We start from the raw sequence: 24,731 nt of genomic DNA on the forward strand, positions 1-24,731 counted from the left end.
CTGGCCGCTGCGCGGATCGCGAGCCAGCTCGCTCCTACGGGTTATACGGGCGCTTTCAAGGACATCGATATGCCCACTGCCCTTTACCGTTTCATCCTCGCCTGCCTGTTGCTGCTGCCCCTTGCCGCCCAGGCCGGTGAAGCCGAAGATTTTGTCGCGGCCAATTCCAACCAACAGGCGCAACTGCTGGAAACCTGGGCCGCGCAGCCCGATCCGGCGCGCCTGGAACTGCTCAAGGCCCTGCAGCAGGGGCAACTGAGCATCGCCGGTGAAAGCAAAACCCTGCGCCTGAACAACCGCCTGCGGGGCCTGATCGACAGCGCCCTGGCCAGCCATCAATTGCTCGCCGCCGACGCCGGCAGCCGACTCGACGCCGCCCGGCAGTTGCAGAAAAGCGCCAAACCGGCGCAACTGAAATTCCTCGATGCGCGACTGGCCGCCGAGCAGGACACCGGCGTGCACGCCGCCCTGAGCCTGGCCCTGGCCAACCTGCAACTGGTGGACAGCGACCCGGCGGTGCGCCTGGCCGCCGTGCGCCTGTTGGGGGAGACCGGCGACCCGCTGGCCCGCACTCGCCTCGAAGGCCTGCTGCAACCCGGGGTCGAGGCCGATGCCAACGTGCGCACCGCCGCCGAAACCAGCCTGGCCCAGGTCAAGCGCAAGCTGCTGGTGGGCGAAGTGCTCGGCCAGGCCTTCAGCGGCTTGTCCCTGGGGTCGATCCTGCTGCTGGCGGCCCTGGGGCTGGCCATCACCTTCGGCCTGCTGGGGGTGATCAACATGGCCCACGGCGAGATGCTGATGCTTGGCGCCTACGCCACCTATGGGGTGCAGTTGCTGTTCCAGCGCTACGCGCCACAGGCCATCGAGTACTACCCGCTGCTGGCGCTGCCGGTGGCCTTCTTTGTCACCGCCGCAATCGGCATGGCCCTGGAACGCACGGTGATCCGTCACCTCTACGGCCGCCCCCTGGAAACCCTGCTGGCCACCTGGGGCATCAGCCTGATGCTGATCCAGCTGGTGCGCCTGCTGTTCGGCGCGCAGAACGTCGAGGTGGCCAATCCGGCCTGGCTGTCCGGGGGGATTCAGGTCCTGCCCAATCTGGTACTGCCCTACAACCGCCTGGTGATCATCGCCTTCGCCCTGTTTGTGGTGCTGCTCACCTGGCTGCTGCTGAACAAGACCCGCCTGGGCCTGAACGTGCGCGCGGTGACCCAGAACCGCAACATGGCCGCCTGCTGCGGGGTGCCCACCGGCCGCGTGGACATGCTCGCCTTCGGCCTTGGCTCGGGCATCGCGGGCCTGGGCGGCGTGGCCCTGAGCCAGATCGGCAACGTCGGCCCGGACCTGGGCCAGAGCTACATCATCGACTCGTTCCTGGTGGTGGTGCTCGGCGGCGTCGGCCAGTTGGCCGGCAGCGTGCTGGCAGCCTTCGGCCTGGGGATCGCCAACAAGATCCTCGAACCGCAGATCGGCGCCGTGCTGGGCAAGATCCTGATCCTCGCGCTGATCATTCTGTTTATCCAGAAACGCCCGCAGGGACTCTTCGCACTGAAAGGACGGGTGATCGACTGATGAATCAACCACTGCTCATTACCGCCACGCAAAAAGCCGGCCCCAGGCTGACGATTGCCGCCGGCGCCGTGGTCCTCGGCCTGCTGCTGGCCCTGCCCCTGCTCTCGCTGCTGGCGGCGGACAACCCGCTGCACGTCTCGGCCTACACCCTGACCCTGGTGGGCAAGATCCTCTGTTACGCCATCGTCGCCCTGGCCCTGGACCTGGTCTGGGGCTATGCCGGGTTGCTGTCCCTGGGCCACGGTCTGTTCTTCGCCCTGGGCGGCTACGCCATGGGCATGTACCTGATGCGCCAGGCCGCAGGCGACGGTCTGCCGGCGTTCATGACCTTCCTCTCGTGGAGCGAGCTGCCCTGGTACTGGACCGGCACCAGCCATTTCCTCTGGGCCCTGTGCCTGGTGGTGCTGGCGCCGGGCTTGCTGGCCCTGGTGTTCGGCTTCTTCGCCTTCCGCTCGCGGATCAAGGGCGTGTACTTCTCGATCATGACCCAGGCCCTGACCTTTGCCGGGATGCTGCTGCTGTTTCGCAACGAAACCGGCTTTGGCGGCAACAACGGCTTCACCAACTTCCGCAGCATCCTGGGCTTCGGCATCACGGAGCCGGGCACCCGCGCGGTATTGTTCCTGGCCACGGTAATGCTGCTGGTGGCCAGCCTGTACCTGGGCTGGCGCCTGGCCCGAAGCAAGTTCGGCCGGGTGCTGACCGCCCTGCGCGACGCCGAGAACCGCCTGATGTTCTGCGGCTACGACCCGCGCGGTTTCAAGTTGTTCGTCTGGGTCTTGAGCGCGGTGCTGTGTGGCTTGGCCGGGGCCCTGTATGTGCCCCAGGTGGGCATCATCAACCCCAGTGAAATGTCCCCCACCAACTCCATCGAAGCCGCCGTCTGGGTGGCCCTGGGCGGGCGCGGCACGCTGATCGGCCCGCTGCTGGGCGCCGGGCTGGTGAACGGCATGAAGAGCTGGTTCACCGTGGCCTTCCCCGAATACTGGCTGTTCTTCCTCGGCGCGCTGTTCATCGTGGTGACCCTGTACCTGCCCAAGGGCGTAATCGGCCTGCTGAAGAAACGAGGTGAACAATGAGAGTCACAGCCACGGCCGACTTCATGCTCGAACCCATCCTCGAACCGAACAAGGACCAGGGCAGCAGCCGCGACGCCATCGGCCTCGGCCAGGCCGCCGGCCAGGGCCTGAACACCCGTCACGGCACCATCCTGACCCTGGAGGACATCAGCGTCAGCTTCGATGGCTTCAAGGCCCTCAACGACCTCAACCTGTACATCGGCGTTGGCGAGTTGCGCTGCATCATCGGCCCCAACGGCGCGGGCAAGACCACCCTGATGGACGTGATCACCGGCAAGACCCGCCCGACCCAGGGCAAGGCCTGGTTCGGCGAAACCCTGGACCTGACCCGGATGAGCGAAGTGCAGATCGCCCAGGCCGGGATCGGCCGCAAGTTCCAGAAACCCACGGTGTTCGAGGCCCTGAGCGTGTTCGAGAACCTGGAGCTGGCGCAGAAGACCGACAAGTCGGTGTGGGCCAGCCTCGGCGCGCGCTTGAGCAGCGAACAGCAGGACCGCATCGCCCAGGTGCTGGAGACCATTCGCCTGAGCCCTTCGGCCCGGCGCCAGGCCGGCCTGTTGTCCCACGGCCAGAAGCAGTTCCTGGAGATCGGCATGCTGCTGATGCAGGACCCGCAACTGCTGTTGCTGGACGAACCGGTGGCGGGCATGACCGATGCCGAGACCGAGTTCACCGCCGAGCTGTTCAAGACCCTGGCCGGCAAGCACTCGCTGATGGTGGTGGAACACGACATGGGCTTTGTCGGCTCGATTGCCGACCACGTCACCGTGCTGCACCAGGGCAGCGTGCTGGCCGAAGGGTCGCTGGAACAGGTGCAGGAAAACGAACGGGTGATCGAGGTGTATCTCGGACGATAAGAGCAGCGGCAAGTTGCAAGCTTCAAGCGGCAAGCGAGAAGCCCAAGCGCATCGGTCCCGCTCTTACTTGCAGCTTGAAGCTTGCAACTAATCACTGATTTTCTGCCATTTCCCGGAGAGTGCCCATGCTACAGGTCCAACAGCTTCATCAGTTTTATGGCGGTAGCCACATCCTGCGCGGCCTGAGCTTCGAGGCCCGGGTGGGCGAAGTCACCTGCCTGCTGGGGCGCAACGGCGTGGGCAAGACCACCCTGCTCAAATGCCTGATGGGCCTGCTGCCGGTCAAGGAAGGCACGGTCAACTGGGAGGGCAACGCCATCACCGGCTACAAGCCCCACCAGCGGGTCCACGCCGGAATCGCCTACGTGCCCCAGGGCCGGGAAATCTTTGGCCGCCTGAGCGTGGAGGAGAACCTGCTGATGGGACTGTCCCGCTTCCCCGGCGCCCAGGCCAAGGAGGTACCGGCCTTTATCTACGAGCTGTTCCCGGTGCTGTTGCAGATGAAACAGCGCCGCGGCGGCGACCTGTCCGGTGGCCAGCAGCAACAGCTGGCCATCGGCCGGGCCCTGGCCAGTCGGCCGCGGTTGCTGATCCTCGATGAGCCCACCGAAGGCATCCAGCCCTCGGTGATCAAGGAGATCGGCGCGGTGATCAAAAAGCTCGCGGCCCGGGGCGACATGGCGATTGTGCTGGTGGAGCAGTTCTACGATTTTGCCGCCGAACTGGCCGACCAGTACCTGGTGATGTCCCGCGGGGAAATCATCCAGCAGGGCCGTGGCGAAAATATGCAGGCCGAAGGTGTACGCGGCCTGGTTACGATCTAATCTGTAGCCTCCTAACGATAACGACCGAGCATGAACCTACCTGCCGCCACCGCCCTGTTCACCCCCAGCTGGCACGCCGAGCTGGAGCTGGCCTATGCCCGTTTCGGCGCCAGCACGCGCCCGGTGCTGCGCCGCCACCTGGGCCCGCTGCGGGTGCAGAAGCATCTGTACGCCGAGGGCCCCAAGGTGTGCCAGCACATCATCGTCCACCCGCCCGGCGGCATCGCCGGCGGCGACCGGCTGGCCATCAGTGCGCGGGTCGAGCGCGGCGCCTGGGCCCAGTTGACCAGCCCCGGCGCCGCCAAGTGGTATCGCGCCAACGGCCCGGCCGGGCAGACCCTGGACCTGCAGGTGGCGCCAGGGGCGACCCTGGAGTGGCTGCCCCAGGAAACCATTGTCTTCAGCGCCGCCCAGGCCGAACTGACGACCCGGATCGAGCTACAAGGCGATGCCCGGCTGTTCTACTGGGACATCGTCGCCCTCGGCCGCCCGGCCAGCGGCGAGCGCTTCGAGCACGGACATTTCCAGGCCCACCTGGATATAAGCCGCGATGGCCGGCCGCTGTGGCATGAGCGCCAGCGCATCAGCGGTGGCGACGGCCTGCTGGACTCGCCCATCGGCCTGGACGGCCAGCCGGTGTTCGCCACCTTGCTGGTGACCGGCGACCTCGACAGCCAACTGCTGGAGCGCTGTCGCGCCCTGGAACACCCGGTACGCGGCGACCTGAGCCAGCTGCCGGGGCTGCTGGTGGCCCGCTGCCTGGCCAGCGAGGCGCTGCTGGCCCGTGCCTGGCTGATCGACCTGTGGCGCCTGCTGCGCCCGGCCCTGCTGGGCCGCGAGGCCGTGCCGCCAAGGATCTGGAACACATGAAACACCTGCCCTTTTCAAACTGCCCAACGACGGATCGATCACGATGGACCTGACCCCACGCGAAAAAGACAAGCTGCTGATCTTCACCGCCGGCCTGGTGGCCGAGCGGCGACTGGCCCGCGGCCTCAAGCTCAACTACCCGGAGGCCATGGCCTATATTTCCGCCGCGTTGCTCGAAGGTGCCCGCGATGGCCAGACCGTGGCCGACCTGATGCACTACGGCACCACCCTGCTCAGCCGCGAACAGGTGATGGAAGGCATCCCGGAGATGATCCCGGAGATTCAGGTGGAGGCCACCTTCCCCGACGGCACCAAGCTGGTCACCGTCCACCAACCCATCGCCTGAGGCCGCGTCATGACCTATCGCATCCGCGATGCGCTGCACGCCGACCTGCCGGCGATCCGCGACATCTACAACGACGCCGTGCTCAATACCACGGCGATCTGGAACGACACCCCGGTGGACCTGGGCAACCGTCAGGCCTGGTTCAGCGCGCGCCAGGGCCAGGGCTACCCGATCCTGGTGATCGTCAACGCCGAGGAGCAGGTGCTCGGCTACGCTTCCTTCGGTGACTGGCGGCCCTTCGACGGCTTTCGCCACACCGTGGAACACTCGGTCTATGTCCGCCGCGACCAGCGCGGCAACGGCCTGGGTCCACAACTGATGGCGGTGCTGCTGGAACGCGCCCGTGGCTGTGACAAGCACGTGATGGTGGCCGCCATCGAGAGCGCCAACAGCGCCTCGATCCGTCTGCATGAGCGCCTCGGTTTCATCTGTACCGGGCAGATGCCCCAGGTGGGCACCAAGTTCGGGCGCTGGCTGGATTTGACCTTCATGCAACTGACTCTCAACCCCGGGGCGCCAGCGCCCGCCCCTCACCAGGAGTGACCGCTCGATGAACGCCGCCCAACTGCGTCGAGTCCATGGAGAAAGCTTTGCTCATTACCGTCAGGGATTGATCGACCTGCTGCTGGATTCGGTGCAGCACGGCGCGTCCGTCGGCTTCATGGCCGATGTGGACGAAACGCAAGCCCGGGCCTACCTGAGCAGCGTGCAGGCCGGGGTCGAGGACGGCAGCCTGCTGCTGTGGGTGGTGGTGCATGACGAGAGAGTCCTGGCCAGCGTGCAACTGGCGCTGTGCATGAAAGCCAATGGGCGCAACCGCGCCGAAGTGCAAAAGCTCATGGTGCTGCACAGCGCCCGGCGTCGCGGCCTGGGCCAGCAGTTGATCAATGCCCTGGAGCAGGCGGCCCGCCAGCACCGGCGCGGGCTGCTGTACCTGGACACCGAGGCCGGCTCGGCGGCGGAAGCCTTCTACCGCGCCCTGGGCTACACCCGGGTCGGCGAACTGCCCAACTACTGCCAGAGCCCGGACGGCACCTACACCCCTACCGCCATCTACTTCAAGACCCTGGGACAACCCACATGATTCCTGGCCAATACCAGATCCAGCCCGGCGAGATCGAACTCAATGCCGGGCGCCGCACCTTGAGCCTGAAGGTCTCCAACAGCGGCGACCGGCCGATCCAGGTCGGCTCGCACTATCACTTTTTCGAAACCAACGACGCCCTGAGCTTCGACCGCGCCGCCAGCCGCGGCATGCGCCTGAACATCGCCGCCGGCACCGCAGTGCGCTTCGAACCGGGCCAGACCCGGGAAGTGGAACTGGTGGAGCTGGCCGGCAAGCGCCGGGTGTTCGGCTTTGCCGGACGCATCATGGGTGAGCTCTGAACGCAGCTCTGAGCGGCAAGCTTCAAGCAGCAAGCAGCTGCGGCCTGAAGCGCTATCGATGTCTTTTGATTTTTCTTGTAGCTGGCAGCTTGAAGCTTGCCGCTCATTTCCGAGGAACGAGGAATGCGCATTTCCCGTGAGGCCTATGCCGATATGTTCGGCCCTACCGTGGGCGACAAGGTGCGGCTGGCCGACACCGAGCTGTGGATCGAAGTAGAGAAGGACTTCACCACCTACGGTGAAGAAGTGAAATTCGGCGGCGGCAAGGTGATCCGCGACGGCATGGGCCAGAGCCAGCTGCTGGCGTGCGATGTGGTGGATACCCTGATCACCAACGCGCTGATCATCGATCACTGGGGCATCGTCAAGGCCGATGTCGGCTTGAAGGACGGACGCATCGCCGCCATCGGCAAGGCCGGCAACCCGGATATCCAGCCCGATGTGACCATCGCCATCGGCGCCAGCACCGAGGTGATCGCCGGCGAGGGCATGATCCTCACCGCCGGCGGTATCGACACCCATATCCACTTCATCTGCCCGCAGCAGATCGAAGAAGCGCTGATGAGCGGCGTCACCACCATGATCGGCGGCGGCACGGGACCGGCCACCGGAACCAACGCCACCACCTGCACCTCCGGGCCCTGGCACATGGCGCGCATGCTCCAGGCCGCGGACGCCTTCCCGATGAACTTAGGCTTTACCGGCAAGGGCAATGCCAGCCTGCCGGAGCCTTTGATCGAACAGGTCAAGGCGGGGGCCATCGGCCTCAAGCTGCACGAGGACTGGGGCAGCACCCCGGCCAGCATCGACAACTGCCTGAGCGTGGCCGATGAGTACGACGTGCAGGTGGCGATCCACACCGACACCCTCAACGAATCCGGCTTCGTCGAAACCACCCTCGGCGCCTTCAAGGGCCGCACCATCCACACCTACCACACCGAAGGCGCCGGCGGCGGCCACGCCCCGGACATCATCAAGGCCTGTGGGTTTTCCAACGTGCTGCCCAGCTCCACCAACCCGACCCGGCCCTTCACCCGCAACACCATCGACGAACACCTGGACATGCTCATGGTCTGCCATCACCTGGACCCGAGCATCGCCGAGGACGTGGCCTTCGCCGAGAGCCGCATCCGCCGGGAAACCATCGCCGCCGAGGACATCCTCCACGACCTGGGGGCGTTCTCGATGATCAGCTCCGACAGCCAGGCCATGGGCCGGGTCGGCGAGGTGGTGACCCGCACCTGGCAGACCGCCGACAAGATGCACCGCCAGCGCGGCCCGCTGCCGGGCGATGGCCCGGGCAACAGCAACTTCCGGGTCAAGCGCTACATCGCCAAGTACACCATCAACCCGGCGATCACCCATGGCATCAGCCACGAGGTGGGCTCCATCGAAGTCGGCAAGTGGGCCGACCTGGTGCTCTGGCGCCCGGCGTTTTTCGGGGTCAAGCCGACCCTGATCCTCAAGGGCGGGGCGATTGCCGCGAGCCTGATGGGCGATGCCAACGCCTCGATCCCGACCCCGCAGCCAGTGCATTACCGGCCGATGTTCGCCAGTTACGGCGGCAGCCGCCACGCCACCAGCCTGACCTTTATCAGCCAGGCGGCGCTGGACGCCGGCGTGCCGCAACAGTTGGGCCTGAAAAAACGCATCGCCGTGGTCAAGGGCTGTCGCACGGTGCAAAAGAGCGACCTGATCCACAACGACTATCTGCCGAACATCGAGGTCGACCCGCAGACCTATCAGGTCAAGGCCGACGGGGTACTGCTGTGGTGCGAGCCGGCGGATGTATTGCCCATGGCCCAGCGCTATTTCCTGTTCTGAAACCCATCCGGCCGCTGGGCAGGGCCGGTGTTGGACCGGCGGATATGGCGCTAAGATGCGTCTCGTTTTCCACTCTCTGCCCAGTAAGGTGCCCGGCTATGCGCCTGTCCGATTTCATCGTTCAGCACGTTGAGCAAATCGTTGATGAATGGGAACAATTTGCCAGGACCCTGGCCCCTGGCAACCTGACCCGCAGTGACCTGCGGGATCACTCGCGGTCGATTCTGCTGGCCGCCGCCCGGGACATGCGCACCAGCCAGAGCCCGGGGGAACAATTGGCCAAGGCCAAGGGCGAAGGCCCGGACAAGTCCCCGAGCCTGGATGCGGCCGCCGCCTGCCATGGCGAGCTGCGCCATCACGTGGGTTTCGATCTGGTGCAGATGACGTCGGAGTTCCGCCACCTGCGGGCCTGCGTGATCCGCCTGTGGGTCGCCAGCCTGGTAACCCCGGACCTGGAACACCTGCAGGACATGATCCGTTTCAACGAGGCGATCGACGAGGCCCTGGCCGAGTCCACCACCGCCTATGCCGAGCAGGTCAGCCGTTCACGGGACATCTTCCTGGCGATACTTGGCCATGATCTGCGGGCGCCGCTGCAAGCGGTGAGCATGTCCACCGAGATGCTGGCGCGCAAAGTGCCGCTGGATGACGAGGCCCTGGCCTTTGTGTCACGGATCAAGACCGGCACCCGGCACATGGGCGCCATGGTCAGCGATTTGCTGGAGTTCGTCCGCAGTCGCCTGGGCAACGGCCTGCCCATCGACCCCGCGCCCATGGACCTGGCCAGCGCGGCCAGGGCGGCCATGGACGAAGCCTGCGCGGGACAGCCCGACTGCATGCCACTCTTGAGCTTCGAAGGGGACAGCCACGGCATCTGGGACCGCGCGCGCATCGAGCAGATGCTGCAGAACCTGATCGGCAATGCCTTGCAGCACGGCAGCAACCGCCGCACCGTCACCGTGACCCTCACCGGCGGCGCCGAGCAAGTGCTGCTGACTGTCCACAACTACGGCGTGCCCATCCCCCAGGAAGCCCTGGCCACCCTGTTTGACCCGCTGGTACGCAGTGCCGACGAAGAACTGGGCAGCACCAGCACCAGCCTTGGCCTGGGCCTGTTCATCGTCAAGGAGGTGGTGACCGCGCACCAGGGCAGCATCGAAGTCAGCTCCAACGAAAGCGACGGCACCACCTTCACCGTCACCCTGCCGCGCGTCTCCCGCGCCTGAGGCACGTTACAAACGCTGGCGCTCTTTGTAGCCGCTGCTGAGCGCCAGCGAAGCTGCGAACGAGGACGCAGTCCTCGCAACCTGCTGTTTCCTGGCCCCCCGCAGTTGCCTGGTTTACGGCCGCTGCGCGCCCCGTCGCAGCCTCGCTGGCGCTCGGCAGCGGCTACAGGCCATCAGTCCACCAGCAGGCGGCCCAGGCGCTGCTTGAGCATCTGGTTCTCGGCGCGCAGTTGCCGCACTTCGTCCAGCAGGTCCAGGGCCAGGGCCACGCCTTCCCATTCCAGGTCCAGATCGCGGCGCAGCTTCGCCGCGCGCTTGGCCAGGGACAGTTCAACATCGTTGAAACGCCAGTCCTGGGGCGCCGTCCCCTGAGGTTCAAGGATGCCGTGCTCGACGATTTCGATCACGTAGGCCGCCGACAGGTCGGCCACTTCACAGAATTCTTCCATGTCCAGCTGAACGATCAGGGTGCTCATGATCGGCGCCTCCTAGTGTCGAATCAGAAATTTTCCCGGGGGTCGAACGCCGCCTTCTTCGCCAGCTCCTGCCACAAGGCCTTGACCTCGTCGCCGGTGTGCTTGGGCATCACCGCCTTGAGCTGGACGAACAGGTAGCCGCGCTGGCCGGCCTTGTTCAGCAGGCCGTGGCCCTTGGCGCGCATGCGCTGGCCATTCTGGCTGCCGGCCGGAACCTTGAGGTTGATCTTGCCGGTCAGGGTCGGGACCGCGACCTCGGTGCCCAGTGCCAGCTCCCAAGGGGCCAGCGGCAGGGTGATGATCAGGTTCTCGCCTTCGACATCGAATTTCGGATGTGGCGCAAAACGAATGGTCAGGTACAGGTCGCCATTGGCCCCGCCACCCACGCCCGGCGCGCCCTGGCCCTTGAGGCGGATGCGCTCGCCGTCGGTGACCCCGGCCGGAATCTTCACGTTCAGGCTCTTGCTGGTGTTGCTGACGTGCTGCCCGTTGGCGTTGTATTGCGGCACCTGGAAGCTGATCTTCTTCGACTCGGTCGACAGGGTTTCTTCAAGAAAGATCGGCAGTTCCATTTCCACATCCTGTCCACGACGACCGCTGCTGCGGCGCTGCTCCGGGCCGCCGAATCCTGGCCCCCGGTTACCAAAGATCGAACTGAAGAAGTCCGAGAAGTCACCACCGTCGCCACCGCCAAAGCCGCCACGGCTCTGCCAGCCCGGCGGGCCCTGGAAGGGCTGGCCATGCTGACCGTACTTGCGCAGGTCGTCGTACTCGGCGCGCTTGTCGGCGCTTTTCAGCGCTTCATAGGCTTCCGAGGCATCCTTGAACTTGGCCTCGGCATCCTTTTCCTTACTGACGTCGGGGTGGTATTTGCGCGCCAGCTTGCGATAGGCGGCCTTGATCGCCTTGTCGTCCGCCGTCGGCTCCACGCCGAGAATCTTGTAATAGTCTTTGAAGTCCATCGAGGGAATCACCATCCGTTATCAAAGTCGCGCGGCGTGCAGCACAGCATGCTCGGTCTGGCAGCATGAGAATTGATCAATCTCAATCCTCTGACTGAACGGCGCATCAGAAGTTTATCGGCAGCCGCGGGCGGATCTTGTGATCCCTGGACGGCTGCTCGGCCCATGCCTGCAAGTTTGGGGGTCAAGGATAGTCTTTCAAGGCACCACGGGTTGCGATTTAGCAGATAGTCGGCCTTTGCAAGGCGCGAGGACTGGCGTACGCTGCGCGGCCGTTTTTTTCACCGGATCCAAAGACATGAACAACGCCACCCCGGCCCGGGCCTGCGGCATTGACTTCGGTACCTCCAACTCCACCGTCGGCTGGCTGCGCCCCGGCGAGGAGACGCTGATCGCCCTGGAGGACGACAAGATCACCCTGCCTTCGGTGGTGTTCTTCAATATCGAGGAACGCCGTCCGGTGTACGGCCGCCTGGCGCTGCACGAGTACCTGGAAGGCTACGAAGGCCGGCTGATGCGCTCGCTGAAGAGCCTGCTGGGCTCCAAGCTGATCAAGCACGACACCAGCGTGCTGGGCACCGCCATGCCGTTCAAGGACCTCTTGGGGCTGTTCATCGGCCAGCTGAAAAGCCGCGCCGAAGCCACCGCCGGTCGGGAATTCGAGCAAGTGGTACTGGGCCGCCCGGTGTTCTTCGTCGATGACGATGCCGCCGCCGACCAGGAAGCCGAAGACACCCTGGTGGAAGTGGCGCGCAAGATCGGTTTCAAGGATGTGTCCTTCCAGTACGAACCGATCGCCGCGGCCTTCGACTACGAGTCCACCATCGAACGCGAAGAGCTGGTGCTGATCGTCGACATCGGCGGCGGTACCTCGGACTTTTCCCTGGTGCGCCTGTCCCCCGAGCGCCGTGGCGTCGATAACCGCCACGACGACATCCTCGCCACCGGCGGCGTGCACGTCGGCGGTACCGACTTCGACAAACAACTGAGCTTGCAGGGCGTGATGCCGCTGTTCGGCTACGGCAGCCGGATGAAGAGCGGCGCCTACATGCCCACCAGCCACCACATGAACCTGGCGACCTGGCACACCATCAACTCGGTGTACTCGCAAAAGTCCCAGCTGGCCCTGGGCAGCATGCGCTACGACATCGAAGACACCGGCGGCATCGACCGCCTGTTCAAGCTGATCGAACAGCGCGCCGGGCACTGGCTGGCCATGGAAGTGGAAGAAACCAAGATCCAGCTGACCCACGCCGAAAACCGCCTGGTGGCCCTGGACCGCATCGAGCGCGACCTCAGCGTCGACCTGAGCCGTGCCCTGTTCGAATCCTCCATCGACGGCATGCTGGAGCGCATCCGCACCAGCGTCACCCAGTTGCTGAGCGACGCCAACGTCGGTGTGGCCCAGGTCGACACGGTGTTCTTCACCGGCGGTTCCAGCGGCATTCCGGCGCTGCGCCAGAGCGTGGCGGCCATGCTGCCCAATGCCCGGCATGTGGAAGGCAATATCTTCGGCAGCATCGGCAGCGGTCTGGCCATCGAGGCCAAGAAGCGCTACGGATAAAGGCAGAGGCAAGCTTCAAGCGGCAAGCCACAAGTAAAGGCAAGAGCGCAGTCGGCTTTAGCTTGCGGCTTGAAGCTGCAAGCTTGCCGCTGCTGTTACACCAAGCCTGCCAGTTTCAATTCGCTTTTCAGGTAGGCGTAGTAGATCGGCCCTGCCACCACGCCGGGCAGGCCGAAGGCGGCCTCGAACACCAGCATCGCCAGCAGCAGCTCCCAGGACTTGGCACTGATCTGCCCGCCGACGATCCGCGCGTTGAGGAAGTATTCCAGCTTGTGGATAAAGATCAGGTAGCCCAGCGCCGCCACCGCCACCCAGATCGACAGCGACAACCCAACGATGGTGATCAGGGTGTTGGAGATCAGGTTGCCGATCACCGGCAACAGGCCCAGCAGGAAGGTCAGCACGATCAGGGTCTTGGTCAGCGGCAGCTTGACCCCGAACAGCGGCAGGATCAGCGCCAGGAAGATCCCGGTGAAGAAGGTGTTGAGCAGGGAGATCTTGATCTGCGCGAAGACGATGTTGCGAAACGCCTGGACCAGCAGGTGCAGGCGATCGAACAGCGCCGCCGCCAGGGGCTTGCGCTTGGTCAGGTCGGGGATGCGCTGCAGGGCGATGATCGCCCCCAGGACCATGCCGATCAGCAGGGTCACGAACATGTGCGCCGCGTCCTTGCCCACCAGCTGCAACTCGCTCAAGTGCTTGCTGGCCCAGGCGCCGATGGCCGCCTGGAACTCCGCGGCACTGGCCGGCAGGTAGGAATCGAGGAACGGCGGCAACTGGCCCCGGGCCTTGTCCACCACCACCATGAACTTGCCCAGCGAAGCGCCGGGGTTCTCCGCTTCATGCAACAGGAAGCTGATGGCCCCGGCGAACAGCAGGGTCAGCAGACTGACCACCAGGGTGCCCAGCAGCGCCACCGCCAACCAGCGCGCGCGCCGGCCTTCGATCAGCCGCTGCAATTGCGGGGTGAGCATGTTGACCAGCTCGAACACCAAGAGACCCGCCAGCAGGCTGGGCAGCAGACGCAAGGGCAAGGCCAGCAACAGGCCACCGAAGATGATGATCCAACTGATGAACAACAGATGACGCTGTGAAAACGCTGGCATATAGCCTCAAGACAAACAGCGGGAAAAGACCGGCAGTCTGCCAGCCTTCACCCCCGAGGAATAGTGGCAGGCGCCGTAAGGACGCGGGCTTACAGGGTACTGGAGTGTTGTGACAGGCGAAGGTTCAGTCGCTTTTGGCCTGAGGCACCGGGACTGAAAGGTCGGGCAGCGGCACGTCGTAGCCGCAGTAGTGCAGGCGGGTCAGGGTCAGGCGCTTGTCCGGGTAGTCATCGCCCCATCTCAGGTTCTGGTCATAGCGCGACTTGATGTGGGCACAAGCCTTTTGAATATCGGTTCGAGCCTTGGCCAGCACCGGCGCCGGCAAGGGGTTGATCTTCAGACTCTGGAAGAACGGCACGATGAACACCTGATCCAGGTCATAGCCCTTGCTCCCCAGGGGCAGGCGCTGGCCGGCATGGACATAGAAAGGCTGTTGCAGGCCGCTTTCCTGTTCCCAGCACCAGTACTTGACCTTGTCTTCGAGAATGCCCACTGCGGTCCCTTCCCAACGCTCGTAGGCGCGCAGGCATTGATAGCCCTGCATGCTCACCCAGTCGAGACTGCTGGGCTTGACACCGGTATGGGATGGCAGCGCCTGCCTGGCCAGCAGATCCTCAAGAAAGGCCTGCTGCGGATAGAGCAGACCATCCCCCCAGCCATCGAGAAAGCTGTTGACCCGCATATAGAGCCCGGAAGCCGTCACCTGAATGTCCCCATAGGAGAAAGATCCCGAGGTGCCGACCGACAGCGCATCACGACCCTTTTCATAGGTGAACCCGCCAGTGATGGTTCCGCACTGCGCATGCCGATAAGGCCCGGGCAGGTCGAAGGAGTAACGCTGCATCAGAGTGATCCGCTTCGCGCCTTCCGTGCACAGCATCCGGCTGTCCAAGCGTTCATTTTCGTAGACCAGAGGGGGCCCACCACATCCCGGCAGCAACCCACAGATCAGTACCATCAGCGCTATCAGTGCTAATTTCATTGCGAACCCAGCAATTTGTCGTTGCCATACTGATCGATCAAGGTCGGGATGATGTACTTGTCGGTCTTCTTGAAGGTCTCTTGCAGCCCGCTGTTAGCCCCGCCGCAGATATCCTTGGCCACACACAGGTAGTTGGAGTGAGGACTGTCCGCGCCCAACAACTTGCCTGTAGTGGCCGCGGCCCCGAAGAATCGGGTAACCGTATCGGACGAGTGCCACGCATTCAGCCCCAGCAAGTCGGACACTGTATCGGTCACCGGCAACGTATTGAAAAGCATGCTCGAAGTCGACCGGTTGACCTGGAAGAACGCCCCTTCACTGATATCGAACCCGGCATTCTTGGCTGCCGCGAAGAAGTCCGTCGAGCCGACGGGCGCGCCCGACAGCTGGATGCTGCCCGCATTGCCATTGACATTGAAATTGAGCCCGGCAATGGCCCGGTACGTCAGCAAGCCGCCCTGGCTGTGCCCGAAGACATCCAGCTTGTTGCCCTGATCTATACCGGCGCCGAGGAAGTCGCTGAGCTGCCGCGCGTTCCCCGAACGCACGGCACCGCCCAGCATCACATCCCACAGCGACTCCACCAGGTCTCCCAGCAGGCCGTGTTCCGGGTTATAGGCCTGCATGAACTGGTCCTGGCCGGTCTGCATGCCGCCATTGACCAGCGCCGCATCCAGCGAGTTCTGAATCCCGTTGGTGAACACCGCGCCGTTACCGTCAGGTGTCAGCAGGGTCTTCAGGCTGTCGCGTGTCGCATCCACATCCATAACCGGCTTGCCGGTTTTCGGGTCGATGAAGACATGGCCATCTTTGTCCTTTTTGTACTGCATCGTCACATGATAGAAGCTCATGTCCCCCGTCAGCAGCGCCGGGACCTGGGTGATGACGCCGCCATGGCTGATGACGCCCGGCATCACTCCGCCGGTGAAGTAGGCCGACTCGTCCATGGCTTTCTGCAAGAACCCCGGTATCCAGGCCAGGGGTGCCAGTGCCGGGTTGTCTGCCAGTGCCTTGTCCGCCGCCTTGGTCAGATCACCGTATTGGGAAAAAGCCGCCGACGCATTCTTGCCATAGTCCTTGAGCCCCTGGGCCCATTGATTGAGGGTCTGCACCGGATGGCCCACCGCCTCCAGGGACGATTGGGACACATACAGGTCGGTACGCTTTTCATTGTCCTTGGTGATCTCGTAGGCCCGTGACGGATCACGGTTCAGGCCCGCCGTGGAGTCGGCGCCAGTCTTGGCGTCGTTGCGCACGGTGATGGTGCCCGCGCCCACCGTGGCGCGCACTTCCTGCTCACGCTCCTTGCGGTAGTCATAGCCACTGACGCTCCAGCCCGAGGCGCCGGTCTTGCCCTTGCCTTCCTGGCTGTTGTCGGTGGTGAAGGCCACGTCCTTGCCACCGGTGGCCTTGGCGCCGTCACCGCCGCCCCAACCAAAGGTGCCACCCGCGTTGACGTAGTAGCTGTGCTCCTTGTCCTGGCCGGAGATATCACGGAAGCCCAGGGTGCCGGTGTCCAGCTTGAGATTGCCGTTGTCGGCGGCGACCAGCGCGCCATCGAGCTGGGTGTGCTTCTCGGTGCGGATGTCCACGCCGTTCTTGCCGGTGATGCTGGTCTGCTCCTGGATCCAGTTGGTATTGCCAGTGGTCTTGCCCACGCCCAGGGAACCGCTGACGCTGCCACCGCCGCCCAGGCCGATGCTCACGGTGACGCTAGCATCCAGCTCCTTGCCGCTGACCTTGCCGGTGTCCGGCACCGAGGACACGGTCAGGTCGCCGCCCACCCGGCCGATGACTTCGCCACCACGCAGGGTGGCGCCGGCAATGGTGGTGTCCTTGCCGCTGCTGAAACGCAGCTGGTCGCCGGCCACCAGATTGGCGTTCTGTTGCCGCTGGTTGTCCCGGTCCAACTGGCCCTTGCCCATGTCGACACTGGCATAGACCGAGATGAAGTCCTTGCCGCCCACTGCCAGGCCCACTTCGCCACCGCCGCTGTGACGGCTGGACTCGCTGCTGGAATCGTTCTGCGCTGCACGGATGGTCAGGTCATTGCCGGCCCCCAGGTCGATATCGCGACCGGCATGGACCTGGGTCCCGATCAGGGTCAGGTTGTTGCGCGCCTCAAGGCTGACATCGCGCCCGGCCAGGAACACCGACGGGGTGTTGGTGCCCTGGTGCATCTGCTCGTTGGCCACACCGTTGCTGCCACCGATACCGGCACGGGCACTGCCGCCGCCGCTCTGGCCGTTGATGCCACCCTGGCTGCGGGCGGTCTTGCTCTCTTCGGAGATCGATCCGCGGGCCACGTCCACATTGATGTCACGCCCCACCAGGGTGATGTCGCGCCCGGCATCGAACTGGCCACCGCGAATGTTGATGTCGTTGCCTGCCACCGCACTGATGTCCCGACCGGCCCCGAGGCTGGTTGGGCTGCTGCCATGCACTTCCTGGCGCGAACTGCTGGACTGGCTGGCCGTACCGAAGTGGGTCGCGGTGGTCGGGCCCGAGGTGAACTGGTTGATCGCATCCACGGTGCTCAACACGCTGGAGGCCTTGCTGGTGTTGTCCTCGCCTTTGCCGGTGCCCTTGAGGGCATCCATGGTGTTGCCGTAGTTGTGGCTGACGTTGACTGTCAGGCCATTGCGATCACGGCTCTTGCTGCGTTCCTGGATCGAGGTTTCCTTGCCCGCGTCGATGCTGATGTCGCGCCCGGCCTGCAAGTTGATATCGCGCCCGGCATCCACGCGCGAGCCTTCCAGGGTCAGGTCACGCCCGGCCTTGATGGTTGCATCCTGCCCGGCCAGCAACTGGCTCGGCGCTACGGTCTGCTCGGCATTGCGCGACTTCTGCTTGAGGCCTTCGCTGCCCAGGAACGCGGTGACGCCGTTGCGATCGCTTTCCAGGGACAGCCCGACGTGTTTCTCGGATTTCCAGTTGCTCTGGTCCGAGCTGTTGCTGCCGGCCAGAACGTTGATGTCGCGGCCCGCCCCCACCGTGAGGTTGCGCTCGGCCGCCGCCGTGCTGCCGATCATGTTGACGTCGCGGGATGCTTGCAGGGTGGTGTCACGCCCACCGCTGACCACACTGCCGACGCTCTGGGACTGGGTGTTTTCCTGCCCCGACTTCTTCGCCGAGGCAATCGAAGTGAAGCTGCCGGAACTGGAAAGCCCCACCTTGCTCTTGTACTTCTCGCTCTGGCTGCTGGAGGTGTTGGCCGCGTCCATCAGGTTGATGTCACCGTTCTTGTCGATCAGCCCGGCACGTACTTCGGCATCGCGCTTGGCTTCGATGGAACTGGCCGAAAGGTTGACGTTGGTCCCGGCGATCACCACCGCGTCGTTGCCGGCACTCAACTCGCTGCCCACCTGGGTGGTGCTGCTGGAGGTGCGGCTGTTGCCGCTCTTGCTCAGGCCGAAGCTGCCGCTCTTCTTCTGGCTGTAGGAGCTGTCCTGCTGCTCCTGGGCCGAAACCAGGCTGACATCCCGGGTGGCGCCCACCAGCAGGTCGTTGCCGGCCTTAAGCTGGCTGCCGATCACGGTGACGTCGCGCCCGCCGTTGAGGCTGATGCGTCCATCCTTGTCTTGGCTGACGTTGACCATCAGGTCGTGCCCGGCGCTGATTTCGGATGCCACGTTGCTGGTCGAGGAATCGGCGCTCTGTGTTGTCTTGCTCTTGCCCCAGGAGCCTTTTTTCTTCTGGCTGAAGGTCGAGGACTGCTCGTCCTGGGCCGAAGCGATGACCACATCGCGCTTGGCATTGAGGGACAGGTCATGGCCTGCGTCGACCTTGCTCGCGACCACCGCCAGGTCGCGCCCGGCATTGAGTTGCAGGTTGCCACCGGTGCTCACGCTGGAGCCCAGGGTCTGCACCGTGTCGTGGGTCACCAGACCGCGACGGATCGCGCTCTGGGTGAAGGTATGGTCCTGCACTGCCAGTAAATCGATATCACGACCGGCGCTGAGCTTGGCATCCCCGGCGCTGGCCAGCTGGCCGAGGTTGGTCAGGTCGCGGCCGGCGCTGAGGTCCAGTTGCTGGCGCGCGGTGATCTGGCTGCCCTGGTCGAGGATGGTGCGGCTGCCCGAACCATAGCCCACGGCCACCGCCGTGCGGTCGTTGATGATGTCGCCCTTGATCGAGGTGACGCTGACCTGGTTGCCGCGGATTTCCCCGGCCAGGGCGTTGCGCACGCTGTCCTGGGCCATCAGGCTGACCCGCTCGTTGGCTTCGATTAGGCCACCCTGGTACAGGCTGCCGCCGGCATTCACGCTCAGGTCGTTGCTGGCCCGCAGGGTGCCGACGTTGCTCAGGTCGCCACCGGCGATCAGGGTCATGTCGCGCCCCTGCACCAGGCTGCCGCCGCGCAGGTTGCGGGTTTCCGCCTGGGCCAGGTACAGCACCGGCACCAGTACTTTTTCGCCCTGCACTTCGCGGGTTTCCATCCACACGATGTCATGGGTCAGCGAGGCCACCTGGGCCGGGGTCAGGGACACGCCGACGCTAAGCTGCAACTGGTCCTTGGAAGCGATGGCGTTGTCCATCAGATAGCGATACTGGTCGTAATCACTGGTCAGCCCCGCCGCGAGGAAGCGCTGCCCGGTCTGGGCCAGCACCGCATCGCGGATCAAGCGGGTTTCATACAGGCCGTCGCCCAGGCGGCGCCAGGTCTGGTCGGCGTTGTAGTTGAGGTGGCCGAGCATGTAGTCCGAACTCATGAAACGAGACAAGTCGGTGAAGGTCGGGTTGGTCTCGATCAGGTAGCGGCCCTGGGGATTCTGGCTCTTGACGAACAGGCCATACTCGCCCTGGGGTACGCGGAAACTCGACAGAGAAGTCGGGTCCACGGCAGCGAACGGTACGCCGGAGAAGTCCACCGGCACGAAGCTGACCTGGGTCGTGCCGTCGGCGGCGACCTTTTCGATGCGCTGCACATCCTTGGCCACCTGATTGGCAGCGGCGGAGCTTTGCGCGTTGACTGTAATCACCTGGCCGCCCACCTGGGCCAGGTTGTTCTGTAGCGTCTGCCCGGTGAGCTGGGCGCGGCTCTGTTCGGTCTGCACGCCGTTCTCGATAGTGCCGCTGACCTGCAGGTGCAGGCGCTGGCCGGCCTGCAAGGTGGAAGCGTAGGCAGTCTGGGTGCCCGGAGTGATCACCGTGTGGCTGGCGGGTTCGTAGATCGGGTACTGGGTCACCACGGTCGGCAACGGGTCCTGCTGGCCCGGCGCGCGATTGGCGTTGGCAGCGTTCCAGGCGAGGGTCGCCCGCTCCGCGGCGCGGAACGCGCCCTGGGAAACCCCATGCAGGAAGTAGCTGATGCTCTCGACCCGCTTGTCCAGGGTCAGGCCGCGGTTGTAGAGGTTGTTGGCCGTAATGGAAACATCGCGGTTGGCGGCGATCAGGCTCTGGTCGTTCTCCACCGTGTCGGCATTAATGATCAGGTCACGGTTGGACACCAGGCGGGCACCGGCGGAGTGCTCGCCCATGGTGCCTTCATAGGTGGTGTTAACGATGTAAGTGGCGGTGTGGTGATCGCCGGAGCAGTCGGTGCAATTGATCACGATGTTGCGCTGGGTGATGGTTTCGCCGACCTGGTACTTGTCCATGGCGTTTTGCAGCAACGCCACGTTGAGGTTCATGTCGCCCTCGCTTTCGATGGTCCCGGAGCGGTTGCTGAGCAGGGCCGCACGACCACCGTCGAGGGCGGTGAAGCTGAGGTTGCCGGTGCTGTAGATGTCGCCATAGCTGTTGCTCAGGCTGTTGCCCCGCAGCAGCATGTCGCCACCGCTGTAGATCAGGGTGTCGGCCGAGGTGGCGATGCCGTTGCCGGAGCGCAGTTGCATCTGCCCCAGGGCCCCGAGGGTGCCGCGGTTGTTGATCTGCGCCGCGGACACATAGAGATTCTGGCTGGCGATCAGGCGACCCAGGTTGTCCAGGGTACCGCGCAGGTTCAGTTCGGTGTCGCCGCCGCTGGCGATACGGCCGCCGTACTGGCTGAGGTTGCCGGCCCCCACCGTGAGCTTGCCCCGGGACGACAGCAGGCCGCTGTTGTTCAGGTTGCCCCCCAGGTCCAGGGTCAGGTAGCCGTCACTGGCCAGCTCCCCGGCGTTGTTCAGGGTCGCCGCGCCCACTCGCAGGCCGCTGGCGCTGGCGATGCGGTCGCCGGCATTCAGGTTGAGGTCGCCCCCGGTGCTCAGGTCCAACGTACCGTTGAGTTGCATCAGACCGCTGCGATCCACCGCAGCCACATCCCAGTCGCCATGGCCCAGGCCGGTGATCCGCCCCTGGAAGCCGGACAGCGCCCCCAGGTCCAGCTTAAACAAGCCGCTGCCGGCGTGCTCGATGCTGCCGCCGATGTTGTTCAGCTGTCCGGCATTCAAGGCAAACGCGCTGGAGCCCAGGGCCAGGGTGCCGCCCTGGTTGTTCAGCACGCCGCCCAGGGTAATCCGGCTTTGCTCGCCAGCCAGCGCCCGTACCCGGCCCCCGGCGCTGTTGTCCAGGTTGCCGCCCACCAGCAGCAGTGAGTTGCCCGCCTCCACCAGCCCGCCCTGGTTGTAGAGGTTGGCCGCGACGTTCAGGTCCAACTGCTGGGCACTGACTTCACCGCCAAAGCGGTTGTCCAGAGTCTGCCCGGTGCTGCTGAGCAGGCCATTGGCGTAAAGCTTACCGGCCTGGTTGGTCAGGCGGTCCACCACCAGCTTGAGCGCTCCGCCCTGGCTGCTGATCAACCCGGCCTTGCCATTCAGGGCACTGTTATCCACAGCCCCTGCGGTGATCCCCAGAGTCGCGCCCTGAAGGGTGCCACCGCGGTTATCCAGGGTCCCTTGGCCCAGCGCCACTTCACCGTGGCTGTCCTTGGCCAGGATCATCCCTTGGGCGTTGTTCAGGCCGCCGGCCACCAGGTTCAAACCATCACTGCCGGCCAGCAGTTGTCCCTGGCGGTTATCCAGGGCTGCACCCTCGATCTCCAGGCGCTTGCCCTTGAGGGTGCCGCCTTGGTTGTCCAATTGCCCGCCCTGTGTCACCCGCAGCGCCTGTTCACCGGCGTCGATGACCCCGGCGTTGTTGTTCAGTGCGCCGTGGTTGAGCTTCAGATCCAGCGCCCCCTGGCTGGCCACCACCGCGCCCTTGGCGCTGTTGTCGAGGCCGGCGGCATCGATCCCGACGCTGCGGCCCAGCAGCACGCCGCCGCTGTTGTTCAACTGCCCACCGTTGATCTGCAAATGTCCATCGCTTTGCAGGCGGCCCTGGCTGTTGAGCAGTTGCCCCGGTGCCGCGCCGTCAGCCGTCAAGGTCAACTGCAGGCCATCGCTGCCGGCCGCCAGCAGGCCCGACGCCTGGTTGTCCAGACGCTGGGTGCTGACGGTCAGCCGATCACCGGCCAATTGCCCGCCACGGTTATCCAGCAGGCCGGTGTTGGTCAGCAGCAACTGATTGCCCACCACCACACCGCCCTGGTTGTTCAGGCTGCCCGAGACGATCTGCACGTCGCCCGTCTTGGCCTGCAGGTGGCCCAGGGCGTTGTTCAGGTGCTGCTTGACCGTCAGCGTGAGCTTGCCGCTCTCGGCGCTCAACACACCGGCCTGGTTCTGGCTGAGGCTGTCGAGGTTGGCGCTCAGCACGTTGCCGATGACCTGGCCCTGGTTGTTCGCCAGGTCCCGGGCGTCCAGCAGCAGGTTGTTCTTGCCTTGCAGCAGGCCGCCCTGGTTGTCGATGTCCGCGGTATGCAGCTCCAGTTCGTCGGCGGTGAGGGTGCCGCCCTGGTTGCCGAGCTTGCCGCCGCTGTTGAGGGTCAGTTGCGGGGCGATCAGGGTACCGCCGCGGTTGTCCACGCTGCCGGCCTTGAGGTTCAGCAGCGAAGTGGCCTGCAGCTTGCCATCGGCATTGACCAGGTCCTGATCGAGGCTCACTTGCAGTGCGCCCTTCTCGGCGCTGATCAGGCCCTTCTGACTGTTGTCCAGGCGCTTGCCGGTCAGCTTGATCTGGTCGGCCAGCAACTTGCCGCCCTGGTTGAGCAGCTCCCCGCCCTGGGTTTCCAGCAGGGTCTGGGCCTGAAGCCGGCCGCCATTGTTGTTCAACTGCTCGCTGACCTTGAACGTGGCGCTGCCCTGGCTGGCACCGATCAGGCCCTGCTGGTTGTCCAGGCGCTCGGCGCTGATCGCAACCTTGTCGGCAATCATCGAGCCCTTCTGGTTACTGATCTCACGGGCGTTGAGGGTCAGGTCGACACCCGCTACTTCCAGGCGCCCGCCGTTGTTGTTCAGGCTGTCGAGAGTAAGGGTTGCGGCCTGCCGGTCGCCAAAGCGGATCAGGCCGCCCAGGTTGGCGATGGCCGGGGTGGTGAGCACCAGCTCATTGTTCGCCAGCACGCGGGCCTGCCCGCCCTGGTTGACCAGGCGTGCAGCCTTGACCTCGACCTTGGGCCCCTGGATCACGCCGTTCTGGTTGCTCAGGGTCTGCCGCGCGGTCAGTTGCAGAGAGCGACTGGCCAGCACATCGCCGCGGTTCTCCAGGTTGTCGGCGTTCAGCTTGACCACGCCTTGATCGTTGCGGCTGTTGTCGCTGTTGACCCCGGCCTCGATGATGCCGTGGTTGACCAGTTGCCCGGCGTCCACTACCCGCACCTGATCCCGGGCCGCCAGACTGGTGTCCACCTCGATCTGCTCCTTGGCCTGCAGGGTCGCTTCGGTCCCGGCATAGGCCTTGCCCTTTAGGTCGATGCTCTGGGCCTTGATCGCGATCGCCTGGTTGGCGCCCATGCCGGCTACCGTGACCTTGCCGTTGGCATCGATCTGGATGTCACCGGTGCTGGCCGCCATCTCCCCCGACATGTTCACGCCCACGCCCTTCTCCGTGCCCACCAGACGGATGGCCCCGGCGTACATGCCGCCCAGGGCCGAGCTGTCGATGGCCAGTTCCGGCTTGGCACTGGCATCGGCGTCCCGGGCGGTGACGCTCAGGTCGTCGGCCTTGACGTCGTTGCGCCCGGTGATCACGTTGAGCTTCTTGGCGTACAGGTCGGCATTGAGCTTGGTACTGCGGGTGATCAGGTCGAACTGATCGATGTTGCTGGCATTGAGGCCGGCGCCTTCGATGCTGATGTCGCCGCCGTCGACCTGGAAGCGATCGAGCTTCTGCCCTTCGATCACCGGTTTGCCCGTAGTCAAGGTGGCCCGCGGAGTGTTGATGAAGCCGCAACCGTTACAGGTGATGCCATGGGGGTTGGCGACGATCACCCGGGCCGACTGTCCGGCGACCTCGGTGTAGCCCGCCAGCTTGCTGCGATTGCTGCCGGTGACTTCGTTGAGAATGACCTGGGCCGCCTGCCCTTTGAGATTGGGGTTGCCGATGATGTAGCCGCCCAGTTGGGTGTTCTGGGTCGAACCGGTGGCGTTGTTGAGGATCAGCCCGTTGCTGCCGACGTTGTATTCGCTGAACTTGTTGTGGGACAAGCCGGCGCCATTGGCGGCGTTGATATTGACGATGGGTACGCCGTTGCCCGCCGCACCAATGGTGGCGTTACCGCCAGCGGCCGGGTCCAGAGTCAGCCCGGCGGCCACACTGACAATCGGGTTGAGAAACAGGATCCCCGACAGCGACAGGGCAATGCATTGGGCAAAAGGCTTGCGTACGTCCATGTGCGAATCATCCATTCAATAACGT

Annotated in this window: 17 protein-coding genes; 12 read left to right on the forward strand and 5 right to left on the reverse strand. The window is 64.7% G+C overall.

The genetic code is table 11. The features are described from left to right. Nucleotides 1-69: 69 nt before the first annotated feature. The 11 genes from urtB (at nt 70) to GGI48_RS11835 (ending at nt 9,984) form a co-directional block, all read left to right on the forward strand. The gene (gene urtB / locus GGI48_RS11785) at nt 70-1,572 is read left to right on the forward strand and encodes an urea ABC transporter permease subunit UrtB (RefSeq protein ID WP_179598429.1); all 1,503 of its coding nucleotides are present in this window, start codon (nt 70-72) and stop codon (nt 1,570-1,572) included. Further along, nucleotides 1,572-2,651 carry an urea ABC transporter permease subunit UrtC gene (gene urtC / locus GGI48_RS11790; protein ID WP_103739535.1) on the forward strand — a complete coding sequence of 360 codons (1,080 nt, stop codon included), beginning with the start codon at nt 1,572-1,574 and terminating at the stop codon, nt 2,649-2,651. Before urtB ends, urtC begins: the two co-directional genes overlap by 1 nt. Continuing rightward, nucleotides 2,648-3,508, forward strand: coding sequence for an urea ABC transporter ATP-binding protein UrtD (urtD, locus tag GGI48_RS11795; RefSeq protein ID WP_016966018.1), 861 nt, complete (start codon nt 2,648-2,650; stop codon nt 3,506-3,508). Before urtC ends, urtD begins: the two co-directional genes overlap by 4 nt. A 125-nt stretch (nt 3,509-3,633) precedes the next feature. Then, complete coding sequence (urtE, locus tag GGI48_RS11800) at nt 3,634-4,332, forward strand: urea ABC transporter ATP-binding subunit UrtE (RefSeq protein WP_047301416.1); 699 nt, start codon at nt 3,634-3,636, stop codon at nt 4,330-4,332. Between the two features lie 30 nt (nt 4,333-4,362). Further along, complete coding sequence (locus tag GGI48_RS11805) at nt 4,363-5,202, forward strand: urease accessory protein UreD (protein ID WP_179598431.1); 840 nt, start codon at nt 4,363-4,365, stop codon at nt 5,200-5,202. Nucleotides 5,203-5,245: 43 nt separating this feature from the next. Beyond that, the gene (locus GGI48_RS11810) at nt 5,246-5,548 is read left to right on the forward strand and encodes an urease subunit gamma (RefSeq protein ID WP_016967035.1); all 303 of its coding nucleotides are present in this window, start codon (nt 5,246-5,248) and stop codon (nt 5,546-5,548) included. Nucleotides 5,549-5,557: 9 nt separating this feature from the next. Continuing rightward, a complete protein-coding gene (locus GGI48_RS11815) occupies nt 5,558-6,091 on the forward strand; it encodes a GNAT family N-acetyltransferase (RefSeq protein ID WP_016967036.1) in 534 nt (177 codons plus the stop codon). A gap of 7 nt (nt 6,092-6,098) precedes the next feature. After that, a complete protein-coding gene (locus GGI48_RS11820; protein ID WP_179598433.1) occupies nt 6,099-6,632 on the forward strand; it encodes an N-acetyltransferase in 534 nt (177 codons plus the stop codon). After that, entirely contained in the window at nt 6,629-6,934 is a 306-nt protein-coding gene (locus GGI48_RS11825; RefSeq protein ID WP_016967038.1) for an urease subunit beta, read from the forward strand. The genes GGI48_RS11820 and GGI48_RS11825 overlap by 4 nt, the downstream gene beginning before the upstream one ends. Nucleotides 6,935-7,057: 123 nt before the next feature. After that, on the forward strand, nt 7,058-8,758 hold the full coding sequence (gene ureC, locus GGI48_RS11830; RefSeq protein ID WP_016967039.1) for an urease subunit alpha: 1,701 nt from the start codon (nt 7,058-7,060) through the stop codon (nt 8,756-8,758). A 98-nt stretch (nt 8,759-8,856) separates the two neighbouring features. Then, nucleotides 8,857-9,984, forward strand: a complete 1,128-nt coding sequence (locus GGI48_RS11835; RefSeq protein WP_179598435.1) for a sensor histidine kinase KdpD — start codon at nt 8,857-8,859, stop codon at nt 9,982-9,984. 173 nt (nt 9,985-10,157) lie between these two features. Here GGI48_RS11835 and GGI48_RS11840 read toward each other — a convergent pair whose 3' ends face one another. Together GGI48_RS11840 and GGI48_RS11845 are read right to left on the reverse strand one after the other, a co-directional pair. After that, entirely contained in the window at nt 10,158-10,460 is a 303-nt protein-coding gene (locus GGI48_RS11840) for a chaperone modulator CbpM (RefSeq protein WP_047301406.1), read from the reverse strand. Between the two features lie 23 nt (nt 10,461-10,483). Continuing rightward, entirely contained in the window at nt 10,484-11,422 is a 939-nt protein-coding gene (locus GGI48_RS11845) for a DnaJ C-terminal domain-containing protein (RefSeq protein WP_047301562.1), read from the reverse strand. A gap of 298 nt (nt 11,423-11,720) precedes the next feature. On the opposite strand from GGI48_RS11845, the gene GGI48_RS11850 reads away from it, so the two are divergent. Continuing rightward, a complete protein-coding gene (locus GGI48_RS11850) occupies nt 11,721-12,986 on the forward strand; it encodes an Hsp70 family protein (RefSeq protein ID WP_179598437.1) in 1,266 nt (421 codons plus the stop codon). 95 nt (nt 12,987-13,081) lie between these two features. Here GGI48_RS11850 and GGI48_RS11855 read toward each other — a convergent pair whose 3' ends face one another. From GGI48_RS11855 to GGI48_RS11865, 3 genes are all read right to left on the reverse strand, one after another. Then, nucleotides 13,082-14,092, reverse strand: coding sequence for an AI-2E family transporter (locus GGI48_RS11855; protein WP_016967043.1), 1,011 nt, complete (start codon nt 14,090-14,092; stop codon nt 13,082-13,084). A gap of 124 nt (nt 14,093-14,216) precedes the next feature. Next, nucleotides 14,217-14,936 (reverse strand): hypothetical protein, encoded by a 720-nt coding sequence (locus GGI48_RS11860; protein ID WP_260620651.1) that lies wholly within the window; start codon nt 14,934-14,936, stop codon nt 14,217-14,219. Between the two features lie 134 nt (nt 14,937-15,070). After that, a complete protein-coding gene (locus GGI48_RS11865; RefSeq protein ID WP_179598441.1) occupies nt 15,071-24,706 on the reverse strand; it encodes a hemagglutinin repeat-containing protein in 9,636 nt (3,211 codons plus the stop codon). Nucleotides 24,707-24,731: the final 25 nt, after the last annotated feature.

It is taken from the genome of Pseudomonas protegens (assembly GCF_013407925.2).
Classification (GTDB): Bacteria; Pseudomonadota; Gammaproteobacteria; order Pseudomonadales; family Pseudomonadaceae; genus Aquipseudomonas; species Aquipseudomonas fluorescens_AP.

Excerpts from the sequence above, each read along its gene's own strand:
- GGI48_RS11850 (WP_179598437.1), top strand. The coding sequence starts at position 11,721 with ATGAACAACGCCACCCCGGCCCGGGCCTGCGGCATTGACTTCGGTACC.
- GGI48_RS11815 (WP_016967036.1), top strand. The coding sequence starts at position 5,558 with ATGACCTATCGCATCCGCGATGCGCTGCACGCCGACCTGCCGGCGATC.
- GGI48_RS11855 (WP_016967043.1), bottom strand. The coding sequence starts at position 14,092 with ATGCCAGCGTTTTCACAGCGTCATCTGTTGTTCATCAGTTGGATCATC.
- urtB (WP_179598429.1), top strand. The coding sequence starts at position 70 with ATGCCCACTGCCCTTTACCGTTTCATCCTCGCCTGCCTGTTGCTGCTG.
- GGI48_RS11810 (WP_016967035.1), top strand. The coding sequence starts at position 5,246 with ATGGACCTGACCCCACGCGAAAAAGACAAGCTGCTGATCTTCACCGCC.
- GGI48_RS11825 (WP_016967038.1), top strand. The coding sequence starts at position 6,629 with ATGATTCCTGGCCAATACCAGATCCAGCCCGGCGAGATCGAACTCAAT.
- GGI48_RS11865 (WP_179598441.1), bottom strand. The coding sequence starts at position 24,706 with ATGGACGTACGCAAGCCTTTTGCCCAATGCATTGCCCTGTCGCTGTCG.
- GGI48_RS11835 (WP_179598435.1), top strand. The coding sequence starts at position 8,857 with ATGCGCCTGTCCGATTTCATCGTTCAGCACGTTGAGCAAATCGTTGAT.
- GGI48_RS11805 (WP_179598431.1), top strand. The coding sequence starts at position 4,363 with ATGAACCTACCTGCCGCCACCGCCCTGTTCACCCCCAGCTGGCACGCC.
- GGI48_RS11820 (WP_179598433.1), top strand. The coding sequence starts at position 6,099 with ATGAACGCCGCCCAACTGCGTCGAGTCCATGGAGAAAGCTTTGCTCAT.
- GGI48_RS11845 (WP_047301562.1), bottom strand. The coding sequence starts at position 11,422 with ATGGACTTCAAAGACTATTACAAGATTCTCGGCGTGGAGCCGACGGCG.
- urtE (WP_047301416.1), top strand. The coding sequence starts at position 3,634 with ATGCTACAGGTCCAACAGCTTCATCAGTTTTATGGCGGTAGCCACATC.
- GGI48_RS11860 (WP_260620651.1), bottom strand. The coding sequence starts at position 14,936 with ATGCAGCGTTACTCCTTCGACCTGCCCGGGCCTTATCGGCATGCGCAG.
- GGI48_RS11840 (WP_047301406.1), bottom strand. The coding sequence starts at position 10,460 with ATGAGCACCCTGATCGTTCAGCTGGACATGGAAGAATTCTGTGAAGTG.
- urtC (WP_103739535.1), top strand. The coding sequence starts at position 1,572 with ATGAATCAACCACTGCTCATTACCGCCACGCAAAAAGCCGGCCCCAGG.
- urtD (WP_016966018.1), top strand. The coding sequence starts at position 2,648 with ATGAGAGTCACAGCCACGGCCGACTTCATGCTCGAACCCATCCTCGAA.
- ureC (WP_016967039.1), top strand. The coding sequence starts at position 7,058 with ATGCGCATTTCCCGTGAGGCCTATGCCGATATGTTCGGCCCTACCGTG.